This window comes from Tenuibacillus multivorans (assembly GCF_900103915.1).
Lineage (GTDB): Bacteria > Bacillota > Bacilli > Bacillales > Alkalibacillaceae > Tenuibacillus > Tenuibacillus multivorans.
The window spans coordinates 194,595-208,739 of the sequence record NZ_FNIG01000002.1 but is presented as its reverse complement, the minus strand read 5'-3'; the positions used below and the strand labels follow the sequence as shown (position 1 = coordinate 208,739).

15 protein-coding genes are annotated in these 14,145 nt (G+C 37.9%); 12 read left to right on the top strand and 3 right to left on the bottom strand.

Translation table 11 applies throughout. The features are described from left to right. Positions 1 to 38 precede the first annotated feature (38 nt). Positions 39 to 1,250 carry a nucleotidyltransferase gene (locus BLP77_RS03720; RefSeq protein ID WP_093855776.1) on the bottom strand — a complete coding sequence of 404 codons (1,212 nt, stop codon included), beginning with the start codon at positions 1,248 to 1,250 and terminating at the stop codon, positions 39 to 41. 156 nt (positions 1,251 to 1,406) lie between these two features. Here BLP77_RS03720 and BLP77_RS03715 point away from each other — a divergent pair, with 156 nt between their 5' ends. From BLP77_RS03715 to BLP77_RS03700, 4 genes are all read left to right on the top strand, one after another. Next, complete coding sequence (locus BLP77_RS03715) at positions 1,407 to 1,946, top strand: YceD family protein (RefSeq protein ID WP_093855775.1); 540 nt, start codon at positions 1,407 to 1,409, stop codon at positions 1,944 to 1,946. A 43-nt stretch (positions 1,947 to 1,989) separates the two neighbouring features. Next, positions 1,990 to 2,163 carry a 50S ribosomal protein L32 gene (gene rpmF / locus BLP77_RS03710; protein ID WP_093855774.1) on the top strand — a complete coding sequence of 58 codons (174 nt, stop codon included), beginning with the start codon at positions 1,990 to 1,992 and terminating at the stop codon, positions 2,161 to 2,163. Positions 2,164 to 2,320: 157 nt separating this feature from the next. After that, complete coding sequence (locus BLP77_RS03705) at positions 2,321 to 3,088, top strand: enoyl-CoA hydratase/isomerase family protein (protein ID WP_093855773.1); 768 nt, start codon at positions 2,321 to 2,323, stop codon at positions 3,086 to 3,088. 68 nt (positions 3,089 to 3,156) lie between these two features. After that, a complete protein-coding gene (locus BLP77_RS03700) occupies positions 3,157 to 3,639 on the top strand; it encodes an RsfA family transcriptional regulator (RefSeq protein WP_281180288.1) in 483 nt (160 codons plus the stop codon). Between the two features lie 258 nt (positions 3,640 to 3,897). On the opposite strand, the gene BLP77_RS03695 is transcribed toward BLP77_RS03700, so the two are convergent. Beyond that, positions 3,898 to 4,383 (bottom strand): N-acetyltransferase, encoded by a 486-nt coding sequence (locus BLP77_RS03695; protein ID WP_093855771.1) that lies wholly within the window; start codon positions 4,381 to 4,383, stop codon positions 3,898 to 3,900. A gap of 235 nt (positions 4,384 to 4,618) precedes the next feature. Next, on the bottom strand, positions 4,619 to 4,762 hold the full coding sequence (locus BLP77_RS03690; RefSeq protein ID WP_093855984.1) for a zinc ribbon domain-containing protein: 144 nt from the start codon (positions 4,760 to 4,762) through the stop codon (positions 4,619 to 4,621). Positions 4,763 to 4,866: 104 nt separating this feature from the next. Between BLP77_RS03690 and BLP77_RS03685 the strand changes: the two genes are divergently transcribed. The 8 genes from BLP77_RS03685 (at position 4,867) to BLP77_RS03650 (ending at position 14,054) form a co-directional block, all read left to right on the top strand. After that, on the top strand, positions 4,867 to 5,727 hold the full coding sequence (locus BLP77_RS03685; protein WP_093855770.1) for a ketopantoate reductase family protein: 861 nt from the start codon (positions 4,867 to 4,869) through the stop codon (positions 5,725 to 5,727). A gap of 11 nt (positions 5,728 to 5,738) precedes the next feature. After that, a complete protein-coding gene (locus BLP77_RS03680; protein ID WP_176752947.1) occupies positions 5,739 to 6,110 on the top strand; it encodes a DUF3397 domain-containing protein in 372 nt (123 codons plus the stop codon). A 91-nt stretch (positions 6,111 to 6,201) separates the two neighbouring features. Beyond that, positions 6,202 to 7,824: a bacillithiol biosynthesis cysteine-adding enzyme BshC gene (bshC, locus tag BLP77_RS03675; RefSeq protein ID WP_093855768.1), complete on the top strand. Its 1,623-nt coding sequence runs from the start codon at positions 6,202 to 6,204 to the stop codon at positions 7,822 to 7,824. A 174-nt stretch (positions 7,825 to 7,998) separates the two neighbouring features. Continuing rightward, positions 7,999 to 8,430, top strand: a complete 432-nt coding sequence (gene mraZ, locus BLP77_RS03670; protein ID WP_093855767.1) for a division/cell wall cluster transcriptional repressor MraZ — start codon at positions 7,999 to 8,001, stop codon at positions 8,428 to 8,430. A gap of 17 nt (positions 8,431 to 8,447) precedes the next feature. Next, positions 8,448 to 9,422, top strand: a complete 975-nt coding sequence (rsmH, locus tag BLP77_RS03665) for a 16S rRNA (cytosine(1402)-N(4))-methyltransferase RsmH (RefSeq protein ID WP_093855766.1) — start codon at positions 8,448 to 8,450, stop codon at positions 9,420 to 9,422. Between the two features lie 2 nt (positions 9,423 to 9,424). Then, positions 9,425 to 9,799, top strand: coding sequence for a cell division protein FtsL (gene ftsL / locus BLP77_RS03660; RefSeq protein ID WP_093855765.1), 375 nt, complete (start codon positions 9,425 to 9,427; stop codon positions 9,797 to 9,799). Between the two features lie 41 nt (positions 9,800 to 9,840). Continuing rightward, entirely contained in the window at positions 9,841 to 12,045 is a 2,205-nt protein-coding gene (locus BLP77_RS03655; RefSeq protein WP_093855764.1) for a penicillin-binding protein, read from the top strand. Positions 12,046 to 12,125: 80 nt separating this feature from the next. Further along, a complete protein-coding gene (locus BLP77_RS03650) occupies positions 12,126 to 14,054 on the top strand; it encodes a stage V sporulation protein D (RefSeq protein WP_093855763.1) in 1,929 nt (642 codons plus the stop codon). Positions 14,055 to 14,145: the final 91 nt, after the last annotated feature.

The following is a 14,145-nucleotide window of genomic DNA, read 5'->3' as shown; positions in this document are numbered from 1 at the left end:
GAGTACCCTGTCTTTTTTATGAGGGTTTAGTAGCTTTTTTACATCAAAATTGGACCTGTAAGCTCTTGCTTTTTTAAATTTTTTTTAATAGTTGGTTTTAATGGTGCATAGTAAGCATCGGTTGCTTTTTCCTCCAAATTAAGTAGAGGGTCATCCAATTGCTGGATATTGGACACTAAAGGTATGTCAATTTGTTTTTTCTGTTGTTGAATATATTCCCGGCCTTTGTTGGTCATCCCTAATATACGTAAATAAGGAGCTTCTTTTAAATTTTTATAGTATTCGATATCTTCACCTGTTGTATTAGTCAGTAAATGGACAAAGACACGCTGGAGCCTTGTCCAAGTGTAGCGCTTCGTTTTTAAAAGTTGCATCCAATGTTCAAAAGTTTCCGCCTCGTGAACTGTTTGTTTTAAGCGATATTCTAAGCCTTCAATGACACCATGAATCGATCTTATTTCTTCAATTGAACGGGTCTCAACTAGTAATTGTAAAAACGGAAAATAGGCTTCCCAATCATGCCATAGGACACTTTTACGTTGATAGGCCTCAAGCTGTTCGATCGTCGCTGATGGTAAGGCCTTCAAAGCATTAGAAGTTATGGATCGATCCGATAAAATTTCCCTTCTAATACTCGTCGCACTTGCAATCTCGTGTTCAATTTGTTCATCATGATAACCACTCTTTGTTCGTTGGATGGTTCTAGGCTTCATATGTGAATTAATTTCTTCGACAGCTTTTACGTAGCTAAAGCCTAAAATATTATTGGGTTGGCTTAAATCTACTTCGCCAGTTGTAAGCCCAATGGACTCATATGCTTTTTTACTAGCTTGTGGAAATGATAGGCCATCCTTTAATGATTGCTGAAGCTGTGGTTGGAATGTTTGTTGATGTTGTTTATAATGTTGATAACCTTTAATGAATGGGTCAATCTTTCCAGCTTCACTACCAAAACATACATCGTCGACACCCAGGCCCGACAATGTTAAAACGGCCCCTCTTGCAAATAAATCAGCAAATTGGACAGCATATACATAAGGTAGTTCTAATACAATGTCTACACCACTTCTTAATGCAGCTCTCGCACGATGAAATTTATCCATTATAGCTGGCTCACCTCGCTGAAGAAAGGAACTGCTCATCACTGCAACCATTACATCTGCCTGAGTATGTTCTTGCGATTGCTGTAAGTGATAGACGTGCCCATTGTGAAAAGGATTATATTCAACAATTAAACCGCATGCTTTCATTTTTTACACCGCCTAAAAAATCTATTCTATGTCTAATTTAGAAGGTCGGAACAATAAAATCAAGTTCATTGTGGTTAAAACACGACTGTTAAGAAAAAATATTGACAAAAGGTTAATTTCCTTTTACAATAACTCTTGTTGCCTTGAGGTGATATGATGAAATTTTCATTACAAAAAATCAAAAGAGAAGCTCCATATGAGTTTAGCGATACAGTTAATGTTGATGAGCTTGAACGTATGGACAATGATATTCGGGAGATCACAGACGTTAAGGTTAAAGGTGAAGTAACGGTAAAAGGTGATACGTTAATATTCCGTTATACCATTAAAGGAAAGATGACTTTACCTTGTGCTCGTACTTTAGTTGATGTTCCTTATGAGTTTTCAACTCAAGCAATTGATCAATTTACAACCGTCGAATACGAAGTACGGGAAGATGAAGATATTCAATATATTGATCAAGAAGTGCTTGACTTACTGCCTTATATCAAGGAAAATATTCTATTGGAAGTACCTCTAAGAGTATATAGTGATGAGGCAACGATGGATAACATCATTTCTGAGGGAACTGGCTGGGATCTTCTTCAAGAAGAAGACCACGAACAATTGAAAGCTAAAAATGAAGAAGAAGAAAAAGAGAAGGTAGACCCTCGTTTATCTTCACTGAAAAATTATTTTGATGACAAAAATGACTGAGATCCTTTATATACAGTGGGTCAACTTTAAGGGGGTGTAACACATGGCAGTACCTAAGAGAAGAACTTCAAAAACAGTGAAACGCCAACGTCGTACGCATAAAAAATTACATTTACCTAACATGGTAGAATGTCAAAATTGCGGTGAATATACAAAACCTCACCACGTATGCAAATCATGTGGCAGTTACAATGGTAAAGAGGTTGTTGAGAAGTAAGAGATGTCTTCATTTGAGGCATCTTTTTTTTAACTGTAGTTAAAGAGTGTGAGTCGTTTCTGATTGTCCGAGTTCAATCTGCGAGTGTTCAAGTTTACGTACTAAGTGTTCAAGTTCAAAAAATGTTGCCAATTTCATATCAAAGGAGGGCGTTTTGATGGAGAAAGAAGTGCTGTTTGAGGAATACGACGAGGGATTTGCTGTTTTGACGATTAACCGACCGGAAAAAATGAATGCGATTTCGTTATCAGTGGTTGATCAATTAACTAGATGGTTAGATAAGATACAATCTTATCGTCTAAAATTCTTGATTATAACGGGAAGTGGTACGAAGGCATTTTGTGCTGGTGGGGATCTTAATGATTTTCATGGTGATTTAGATGCAGATCAAGCGTATCAAGTACTAGAACCGATGAAAAACGTGCTTTATAAAATAACAACGCTCCCTTTTCCGACGATTGCATGGATGAACGGTGTAGCGCGTGGTGGTGGATTAGAAATCGCTTCAGCTTGTGATTTTCGGTTTGCCAAACAAGAAGGAAATTTCGGTTTTGTGCAAGGAAAGCTTGGCATATCAACAGGATGGGGTGGCGGCACATTACTATACGAACGCATTCATCCGCAAGATGCCTTTCAGTGGTTAGTGGAGGCTGATATCCGAGATGTGCAGCAATTAAAAGAAATCGGTTTTATCCAAAAAGTCATCACGGGTGAAAAGATTGAAGCGGATTGTGGTCTATTAGAGCTATTCATTAATAGGAGTTATGAACAAATGACACTCTGGAAGCAACAGAGATTGCAAAAAATAAACCTTGATCAATTAAAAGAGCAGATGGATCAGGAGGTTAAAGCTTGCAGTAAACTTTGGGAAAGTGATGATCATAAACAGGCCGTTAAACAATTTTTCGTTAAAAATGGAAAGTAACTCTTCTATCCCCCTTAATCCTTGCATAGATTAATATTAAAGTTAATAGAGTTAAGGGGTGTATAGTGATGTCGACGAGACAGGATGCATGGACGAAAGACGAGGATTTACTTTTAGCTGAAACCGTTTTACGTTATATACGTGAAGGTAAAACACAAATGAAAGCTTTTGAGGAGGTCGGTGAACGTTTATCCCGAACACCGCAGGCCTGCGGGTTTCGCTGGAATGCTAATCTGAGAAAACAATATCGTCAAGCGATTGATTTAGCGAAACAAAGTCGAAAAAAAATAAACGAACAACCCATTTTTACTGTAGAGGGAAGTCAGTCCTATCAACATGAAAGACCTCGCTTAAAAGCTCTTGATGAAGTGATTAATCAACTCGAGCAAATGAAAGGCGACTATTATAAACAGGAGGGCTCGAAAAAACACAATCAGGATCAACTACATAGTGAACAACTTAAGCAACAATTAACACAATATGAGCGCCTAATTGACGAGATTTATGAAAAAATTAGTCAAGTTAAACAAAACGTCCACCAAGAAAATTAAATCCGCTCTTCCATCTCTATTTGTAGATGGAAGAGCGGATTGTTTTGCGATCTAGGAAATTATAATATTGATGGTATGTGAACAACTATTCTTACACGCTAGACGCGTCTAACTCCAGCGCCCAGCGACTAGTGAGACTTCCCTCACCTCCGTACGATAAGTCAACATCGACTCGTACCCTCGTCGTGTTTCCTTTATCTCCTGCGGCTCAGTCCAGTCCATACGTCGCTAAACGGGCACTTACGCTTTTGATACGTTCTAATTCTTTTCAGAAGAGTTTTTCTCATCAACACCTTGTGGCATCCAAATGAATGGATTTTCCCCAAAGTCACGCTCCATGTCGTATGTAGCTGGTTGAAAGTCCATTTTTTCCCAAAAACCTTGAGAGTTAATTCTAGCGTTCGTCTTAATCGGTAACTTGAAGCTTTTAGCAAAATCAACAAGTTTCTTTCCGAATTTTTTATAACGGTATCCTTCTAATACTTCTAATTTCCACAGCTCTAGATAATCTTGTTTCGGATCAAAATAATAATCATATTTTTGATTAACTTGATACAAGCTCATCCGTGCCACTAATGAATTTCCGAAATATATGCCGTAGAATGGGGATTCACTATTGTTCTCGATCATATTATGTTGTAGGTCTTCTAACATAGATAGTTCTTGAATACCATATTCTTTAAACTTTTTAAATTCCTCTAAGGTCTTATAATTAATTAAAAGTCGTTCAACTTCCCCGGACATGGTTTTACCCCCTTGTTTATTCTATAATCATTATAATATAAATACACACGAATTGAAAATGGGACCTTAATATATATTATTCGACAAGATTATGTGTATCATACAATAATTTGTTGAACCTCTCGCCACTTAACGACCTTACGGACCGTTTGAAGCGGGAGATTCCTAAGAACACCGGCGTATCTGCCAGTTATTTTATTAGGCTAACCCCGCTGGACCTGCGGTTTTGATCCATTTAATTGGCCGATTGTAAGGCCTCGTGACGAATATTTTGACTGGCGTCGATGTCCCGATCGTGGTGAACACCACATTCTGGGCATGTCCATTCACGAATAGCGAGATGTTTAACGTTTCGGTTCTGATAGCAGGGACTGGCGATTCATCTCCCCCCTACTCATTGGGCTACGCCCTACACATTCCTTGAGGAGGGAATCTTCTCGCCAGGCATGATAAAATAAAAGAAAAAAGTAAAGTGGTGATACCATGAATATTGGAGTTATTGGATTGGGTGCACTAGGGATGCTAGTCGCTTCAAAGTTATCGGTCAATCATGCCGTGACGGGATATGTAAGAAGGCCTGAACAAATTGAAAGGATTAAACAATCAGGACTGATATCCGATGTCAATATATATAATGTTTCGACAAAGCTTATTAATGATATTGGTCATCATGAGTTGTATATAGTATGTGTTAAGCAAACCCATCTCAATGATGTCATCCCTTATTTGAAAAAACTGTTAGATGACGATAAAGTTATTTTTTTACAAAATGGGTTAGGACATGTTGAAAAGGTTCAGTCACTAAAACCAAAAGTTTTCCTCGGGACGTGTGATCATGGTGTTATGCGCTTAAGTGATTATGAATATAGCCATAAAGGAGAGGGAAAGGTTCGGATAGCTTCTTTAAGGGAAAGCAATCGGAATGATGCTGTGAGATTAGTTGAAGCTTTAGATTATTCCTTTTTTCCGGTTGAGATTCACCCTGAACTTTTTCGCATATTATATGAAAAGCTCATGATAAATAGTGTAATTAATCCGTTAACAGCTATTTTCGAAGTGCCAAATGGCCAAGTTGTTGAAAATACATATCTAAACAAACTAGCTAAAAAGTTAACGAAAGAGGGCGCGGATGCTCTTTCGTTAGATTTTGATCGTTTATGGGAAAAGGTTAAAGAAGTTGCGATTCACACAAAGGATAACCATTCGTCTATGCTGCGAGATATTGAGCAGCGCCAGTTAACAGAAATTGACTATATTAATGGCTATATTATGAAGGTTTCGGACCAACCAGTACCGTACCATGAATGTATGTATAATATGGTTAAAGCTAAAGAACAACGTTGAAGGAGATTATGATGAATTTAATATCGACTGTGATAGCGTTTTTTGCTACGATTCCATACATAACTTTTTTTATCATTTTTTATATTTTAAAGAAAATGACCAACCAATCAACTCGATCTACCAAAATAGCGGCTGATATCACAACTGCATTTTTTATTTTGGCGGTGAATGCACTTCTATATTTGATTTTTGAGCATTCGTTTTTAGGTTGGACGATAATTTCATTCATGGTAGCAGCTTTAATCATCATTACGGTTCAGTGGAGAATAAAAACTGAAGTTAATTTTTGGCGGGCAGCTCGAATTGTATGGCGTGCTGGTTTTGTAGTGCTAGCCATTGGATACATCATATTAGTCCCAATCGGCATTTATTATAATTTTTAAATCATAAACATATGATGTGAAACTTGTAACTAAATTAGATAAAATACAAAACAGAGTCTAGGATATATCGTTAAAGGAAGGTATTATAAAAATGAACGTTCAGACGCTATCATTAAATCGCCAATCAAAATTAATCAATGATTATCGCAATCGTGATGAGTCTATATTTACTCAATTTCATTATGACCCTTATCAATTGAGAAGCTATAGAAAGAGATACGACTATCTCGTTCAACAAGAATATAAACGTGATCACCTAGCAGATGTCCTGCTAAAGCAAAACCGACAATGGGGAATGTCTAAGCAAGCTGAAGACAATATTGAAAAGATACGACAAAAGGATTCCGTTGTCGTTATCGGTGGCCAACAAGCTGGTTTATTAACAGGTCCAATGTATACAATTAATAAAATAATATCAATTATAATTCAAACCAAGGAGCAAAGTGAGCACTTACAAAAACCTGTTATACCAGTTTTCTGGATTGCGGGAGAGGACCATGACTTTGAAGAAATTAATCATATTTTTACTTATTACAGCAACCAATTAAAGAAGGAAAAAGTCAAAGCCAAACATCCTGAGAAAACACCCGTTTCAAATCGTGAAATTGACTCCAATGAGTTAAAAGATTGGTTAGATCGTATATTTTTGACACTTCAAGAAACACAATATACTAAAAAGCTCTATGATGAGCTCATAACAGCTATCGAGCAAAGCACGACTTATGTAGATTTCTTTGCCAATATCATTCACCGGTTATTTAGAAATGAAGGGCTAGTGTTAGTCGATTCAAATCATGAGGGTTTAAGAGAGCTTGAAAAGGACTATATGATTCAACTCATTGAAAAACAACAACCGATCGCGGAGAGCGTGGTTAGGCAATTACAACACCAGGAGGACAAAGGATATTCCATTGCTTTGGATGCAACAACTGAGGATGGACATCTTTTTTATCATTTAAATGGAGAACGTTTGTTACTTGAAAAACGAGATGAGGATTGGGTTTCAAAAGATGAACAAGTTAGATTTACACAGTCAGAATTAATAGAGTTAGTCCATCAAGATCCTCGATGTTTTAGTAATAACGTTGTAACCCGACCGATGATGCAGGAGATGGTTTTCCCTGTTTTATCTTTTATTGGTGGACCAGGAGAAATAGCTTATTGGTCAGTACTTAAAGAATCGTTTGAATCACTTGATTTACAATTTCCAATAATTACACCGAGGATTTCGATGACGTTACTAACCTCAAATCAATACGCTTGGATGCAGCGTTACGGATTGACCTTGGAAACGGTTATTAATCATGGTACTTATCAGGAAAAGATGAATTGGTTAAAGCGTCAAACGCAAGCCCCAATTGATGAAGTCATTGATAATATAAAGCAAGAATTAACATTGATTCATCAACCAATTCAGGATGTTGCATCAACAATTCAGGATGATTTAGAAACTTATGCTCAATCTAATTTAGTTAAAATGCAGGAAGAACTTGATGATTTAAATAAACGATTAACAAGAGAGGTCAAACGAAAAAACCAACATACGTTAAAGTGTTTTGATGAAATTCAGCATTATTATTATCCATTTAACGGGTTACAGGAGCGGACGTGGAATGTAGTCTATTTCTTAAACTATTTTGGGCTTGATTTACCTGAACAGTTGTTAACCGTCCCACCTCATTGGGAACAGGATCATATTGTGGTCGAAATTTAACCACTTACTTACCACCATTCACCACTTCACTATAAATTATATAAAAACGTGGTATGAAGCGTGTTTAGAGCTAATTCTAAACACGCTTTTTTAATTTTATTAATAAATTTTTAAAAATGGGTGGTGGAAAGTGGGGGATTGTGGTACACTATATGAAAAAGTGGGGCGAAGTCTATGTTCATGGGTGAATTTCAACATAATATAGATACAAAAGGTCGTATCATAGTCCCGGCTAAGTTCCGTGATGGGCTTGGTGAATCATTTGTGTTGACCCGTGGACTAGACAACTGTTTATTCGCATACCCACAAGAAGAATGGCGAATATTAGAAGAGAAATTAAAGAAATTACCTTTAACAAAGAAAGATGCCCGCGCATTCACAAGATTCTTCTTTTCAGGTGCAATTGAATGCGAAATTGACAAGCAAGGACGAATTAATATTCCAGCCCCACTAAGAAAATACGCTGATATGGAAAAAGAATGTGTGGTCATTGGGGTATCGAATCGTATTGAATTATGGGCTAGAGATAAATGGGCAGACTATGTAGAAGAATCCGAAGAATCATTTACTGAAATAGCGGAAAACATGATGGATTTTGATATTTAAAACAAAGAGGTGCCTAAATGTTCGAGCACTATAGTGTATTAAACGATGAAGCCATTAAAGGTTTGTACATCAAGGAAAACGGCATATATGTGGATTGTACGCTTGGTGGTGCAGGACATGCTAAACGTATTGTCGAGCAATTGTCCAATCAAGGACAGCTCATTGCATTTGATCAAGACCAGAATGCGATTGAAAATGCGAGACGAGCATTTAAGGGTGATCAAAGTCACGTCACATTAGTTCATGAAAATTTTTCGGAATTAGAAAATGAACTGAATCAACGTGGTATTGAAGAAGTCGATGGGATCATCTTTGATTTAGGCGTATCTTCCCCACAATTAGATGAGGCCGAACGTGGGTTTAGTTACCAACATAATGCACCATTAGACATGAGAATGAATCAGGAAAGTTCACTAAGTGCTTATCAGGTAGTAAATGATTGGGCTTTTGAAGATTTAGTTAAAATTTTCTCTCGGTATGGAGAAGAGAAGTTTTCAAAGCAAATCGCTAGAAAGATTGAGAAGGCTAGAGAGACCAAACCAATTGAAACAACCTACGAATTAGTTGATTTAATTAAAGAGGCGATTCCAGCCTTTGCAAGACGGAAAGGTGGTCATCCAGCCAAGCGAGTTTTCCAAGCGATTCGAATAGCTGTTAATAATGAATTAAATGTTTTTGAAGAAGCGTTAGGTCAAGCCGCAAGAAAATTATCCATAGGTGGTCGGCTTGTCGTCATTACATTTCATTCTTTAGAGGATCGGATATGTAAGCAGTCCATGAAGAAGTGGAGCTCCAATCCACCAATTCCCAGGGATATACCTATTATGCCAGACGAAGCAGAACCACCATTTCGCTTAATTACACGCAAACCCATTGTACCAAGTGAAGAGGAACTAGAGGAAAATAGGAGATCGAGGTCAGCAAAATTAAGAATTGCTGAAAAGGTTAAGGAATGGGATGACAAATACTTAGTAGACCAAAGGAGGCATTAATCATGGCAGCAGAAGAAATTAGAAAATATTCGGTGATGCCCGAGAGAAAAGTCCGTACGACTCCTTCACCGAAAAAACAGAAGCAACCTAAAAGAAAGTCGTGGTTTTCAAAAGGTGAAAAGGTCTTATACACAAGTGGATTAGTCATCGTGTCGATTGCAATGGTCTTCACTGTCCAGTATTCGTCATCAGTAGATAGCTTAAACCGAGATGTTCAGCAAATGAATCAAGAAATTGAACAACTACAATCCGAAAACACATCGTTAAGAGCAGAAGTTAAACAGATGAGTAAACCTAGCCGTATTTGGTCAATCGCAGAGGAACATGGATTAACCATTAAAAATGCTGAGGTCAAACAAGCATCACATACAAACTAAGGTTGTGGTGAATCGTGCAACAGTTTAAAAAGAGAAGCTTCATGTCATTTATATTAGTCGCCGTTTTTACAAGTGTTTTTATGATCATCATCGGCCGTTTTATGTACATTCAGTTTACTGGTGAAGTACAAGCGGTCGATTTACTTGATTATGCAGAGAAATTCAGACAAACAGATAGCGTCATCGAAGCCGAACGTGGTGACATTCTCGGTCGTACAGGAATGGTTTTAGCTGGGAATCGGATGAGCTATTCTCTATATGCCGTGTTAGATGAAGAATACACAGGGAATTCCCCAACACCATTACATGTTACTGACCTACATCAAACCGCTGATAAATTAGCTCCTATACTTGACATGGATCAATCAAATCTATTAAACATATTACAAGATGGAAAAAATAATGATAAATTCCAGGTTGAGTTTGGACGCTTTGGTAATGACTTGACCGAGGAACAAAAGAAAGAAATTGAGGACTTAGACTTACCAGGTTTATATTTTGATGAGCGTTTAAAACGCTATTATCCAAATGGACCTTTTGCATCACGAGTTATCGGGTTTATGCAAGATAATGAGGATGGACAACTAGTTGGTGCCTACGGAGTTGAAGAAGAATACGAAGAACAATTAAAAGGTGAGAATGGTTTTGTCAGTTATGAAAGGGATAAGTACGGTTATAAATTGCTTAATACTGACGAACAAGTTAATCCTCCACTAGATGGTCATGACGTCTATTTAACTATTGATCAAAAAATACAGACGTTTTTAGAAGATGCTATGACAACAGTTGAAGAGGAATATAATCCATCGAAAATGATAGGAATCGTCATGAATCCGCAGACAGGTGCTGTTTTAGCCATGAGTAACCGCCCTACCTTTGATCCTAACACACGAGAAAACATGCAAAACTGGTACAATGATGCGATTTCTTTTTCATTTGAACCAGGATCAACGATGAAAATTTTTACACTTGCCGCTGCGATTGAAGAAGGGGTATATAACGGATCTGAAACCTTTCAATCTGGCCGTTATCGAATTAATGAGAACTATAGATATATTCACGACCATAATGGTGGTGAAGGTTGGGGAGAAATCACATATGAAGAAGGTGTGTTACACTCCTCAAACGTTGCAATGGCTAAACTTTTGTGGGAAAATTTAGGTCCAGACAAATACTTAGAATACCTGCATGCCTTTGATTTTAATGAAGCGACAGGTATTGATTTAAATGGTGAACAAGTAGGCTCCATCTTGTACAATTATCCGATGGAACAAATTACAACGTCATTTGGACAAGGTTCGACGTTTACACCGATTCAAATTATGAAGGCCGCATCAGCGCTTGCTAATGATGGAAAGATGGTAAAACCCTATGTTACATCTAGAATCGTCAACCCTAATAATCAAGAAATTGTATTTGAAAAAGAAGAGCCTGAATACGTTGGTCAGCCCATTTCTGCAGATACAGGTAAGCAACTAAAAGATTTATTAGGCAAAACAGTCACTTCGGACATTGGAACGGCGCAACGTTTCCAATTAGACAATTTTTCGACGTTTGGGAAAACGGGAACAGCTGAAATTCCGAATCCGGATGGTGGCGGTTATTTAGACGGTGCTGAAAACTACACGTATTCATTTATGGGAATGGCACCTAAAGAAGATCCACAGCTTGCGATGTATATTGCTGTCAAACAGCCTGAAATAGATTACAGTTTTAATGGTTCGAAAACAACATCTTATATTTATAAAACCGTTATGGAAAATAGTTTGCATTATTTAGATGTTGAGCCTGATCAAGAATCAAAACAAGATATTGACTCTGTTAAACTAGAGAACATTAATGAACAATCTACCGATGGAGTCGTAAATCGTCTTAAGCAAGATGGATTTAATGTGACAGTTATCGGTAACGGGAATCGAATTGTCGATTCGATTCCAAAAGAAGGCGATATGGTCTTACCTAATAAACATATTATTTTACAAACAGATGGCCAGCCAACGATGCCTGATTTGACTGATTGGACGCTCAGAGAGGTTTTATCATTAGTCGAACTCCTTGATCTTGAGATCGATTTTGTTGGGAATGGCTTTGTTACGAACCAGAATATAGCCCCACAAACCGAAGTATCAGAAAAAAGTCATCTTATTGTTGAACTAAAATCAAAACAAAAGCAACATGACGAGGCAATGGAGGAACAAATGAAATCTCAGGAAGATGAGAGCAAAGAAGACGAAAAAGAGGAATAAGTAATCATTAAACAGTGGTCTAATTTTATACGTTTTTTCATAGTTTTAATACAAGCATAGTCGTAAAGGAGAATGACACATTGAGACGAATCGCTGCTATTACTGTGAGAAAACGCTTGACCGCTGTTTTTTTATTGATTGCTGTCTACTTCATCATAATGGTATGCCGATTAGCTTACGTACAGCTAATTTCGGCAGATGAGATTATTGAAAAGGCAGAAGAATTATGGAGCCGAGATATTCCACTCTATGCTGAGAGAGGGAAGATTTTAGACCGTAATGGTGAGGTTTTAGTGGACAACCAATTAGCGCCAAGCTTGGCGGTTGTACCTAGACAAATTGATAACCCAGAATCCGTTGCTGAAAAACTAACTGACATCATTCCGATATCTAAAGAAGATGCTTTAGATCATTTAACAAAAGTGGCGGCTGTTGAAATTATTCACCCAGAGGGAAGGAAATTGTCTGAAGAGCAAGCAGAACAAATTCGAATGTTGAACGAGCCAGGTATATATTTAGCTCAAGATTCGAAAAGATCCTATCCGCATGGGGAACAACTTGCCCATGTTTTAGGCTTTACAGGAATCGATAACCAAGGCTTAATGGGGTTGGAGTTAAGCTATGATGATGAGTTAAGTGGTGAACAAGGTGCACTATCCTTCTTCTCAGATGCGAAGGGAAGGCGGTTAAGTCAGCTATCAAACAGGTATAAGCCCCCAGAAGACGGAAATCATTTATCACTAACGATTGATGCTGAAATTCAGTCAATTGTTGAGCGCGAGTTGGATATAGCCGAGGCGAAGTATAATCCAGATGGAGCATTAGCTATTGTTATGGACCCGGATAATGGCAAAGTATTAGCGATGGCCAGCCGCCCTAACTTTCATCCAGCCGAATACCAGTCTGTTTCACCGGAAATTTACAATCGAAATTTACCCGTTTTTAGTACTTACGAGCCGGGGTCAACCTTTAAAATTATTACATTAGCATCCGCTTTAGAAGAAAAATTAGTAGACTTGGATCAAGATACCTACTATGACGACGGTGACATAAAAGTAGGTGGAGCAACATTACATTGCTGGTCTAGTGGCGGCCATGGTAGTCAAACCTATTTAGAAGTAGCCGAAAATTCTTGTAACCCCGGATTTGTTAGTTTAGGTCAGATGCTCGGGGAAGAACGATTATTTACTTATATCGAAGAATTTGGTTTTGGGGAAAAAACGGGAATTGACTTACAGGGAGAAAGTAAAGGTATTATGTTTCAGGAAGAGCAGATTGGGCCCGTTGAATTAGCTACGACCTCATTTGGCCAAGGTGTATCTGTGACACCAATACAACAAATAACAGCTGTATCAGCCGCAATTAATGGTGGATACTTATACGAACCTCAGATTGTTAATGGTTTAGTTGATCCAGTAACCGGAGAAAAAATTAAAGATGTAGAACCTGTTATGAAAGAACGTGTTATTTCTCAGGAAACTTCAGAAGAGGTACGTCGTGCATTAGAATCTGTTGTTGCTAAAGGTACTGGACGAGGAGCTTATGTCGATGGTTATCGTGTAGGAGGAAAAACGGGTACCGCGCAAAAGGTTGGTCCTGATGGTCGATACTTGGAGAATAATCACATCGTATCCTTTATGGGCTTTGCACCTGCGGATGATCCTGAATATGTCGTCTATGTGGCAATTGATAACCCTAAGGAGACGGTTCAATTCGGTGGAGTTGTAACGGCTCCAATTGTTGGAACCATTATTGGTGACACTTTAAGAGCGAAAGATGTACCGAAGCGAGAAGGTGGATTGGAAAAAGAATATCAATGGACTGATGTACCAATGGTTGAAGTGCCCGATTTAATTGGTGAAAGCAAAAACAATTTGAGACATTATTTAAACAACTTGTCGCTTGATGTTCAAGGAGATGGGGATACGGTCATATCGCAATCACCTAAAAGAGGTGAAAAAGTTGAATCAGGTTCCACCATACGGGTATATCTAGGAGATTCGGATTAAAAAATGATTGGTATAAAAACGTTTTTCTGTGTTTTGAGAACATGAGTTTAGAAAGAAAGCTCGTTAATCTACGAGTTTTCTTTCTTATACA

Excerpts from the sequence above, each read along its gene's own strand:
- BLP77_RS03720 (WP_093855776.1), bottom strand. The coding sequence starts at position 1,250 with ATGAAAGCATGCGGTTTAATTGTTGAATATAATCCTTTTCACAATGGG.
- BLP77_RS03715 (WP_093855775.1), top strand. The coding sequence starts at position 1,407 with ATGAAATTTTCATTACAAAAAATCAAAAGAGAAGCTCCATATGAGTTT.
- rpmF (WP_093855774.1), top strand. The coding sequence starts at position 1,990 with ATGGCAGTACCTAAGAGAAGAACTTCAAAAACAGTGAAACGCCAACGT.
- BLP77_RS03705 (WP_093855773.1), top strand. The coding sequence starts at position 2,321 with ATGGAGAAAGAAGTGCTGTTTGAGGAATACGACGAGGGATTTGCTGTT.
- BLP77_RS03700 (WP_281180288.1), top strand. The coding sequence starts at position 3,157 with ATGTCGACGAGACAGGATGCATGGACGAAAGACGAGGATTTACTTTTA.
- BLP77_RS03695 (WP_093855771.1), bottom strand. The coding sequence starts at position 4,383 with ATGTCCGGGGAAGTTGAACGACTTTTAATTAATTATAAGACCTTAGAG.
- BLP77_RS03685 (WP_093855770.1), top strand. The coding sequence starts at position 4,867 with ATGAATATTGGAGTTATTGGATTGGGTGCACTAGGGATGCTAGTCGCT.
- BLP77_RS03680 (WP_176752947.1), top strand. The coding sequence starts at position 5,739 with ATGAATTTAATATCGACTGTGATAGCGTTTTTTGCTACGATTCCATAC.
- bshC (WP_093855768.1), top strand. The coding sequence starts at position 6,202 with ATGAACGTTCAGACGCTATCATTAAATCGCCAATCAAAATTAATCAAT.
- mraZ (WP_093855767.1), top strand. The coding sequence starts at position 7,999 with ATGTTCATGGGTGAATTTCAACATAATATAGATACAAAAGGTCGTATC.
- rsmH (WP_093855766.1), top strand. The coding sequence starts at position 8,448 with ATGTTCGAGCACTATAGTGTATTAAACGATGAAGCCATTAAAGGTTTG.
- ftsL (WP_093855765.1), top strand. The coding sequence starts at position 9,425 with ATGGCAGCAGAAGAAATTAGAAAATATTCGGTGATGCCCGAGAGAAAA.
- BLP77_RS03655 (WP_093855764.1), top strand. The coding sequence starts at position 9,841 with ATGTCATTTATATTAGTCGCCGTTTTTACAAGTGTTTTTATGATCATC.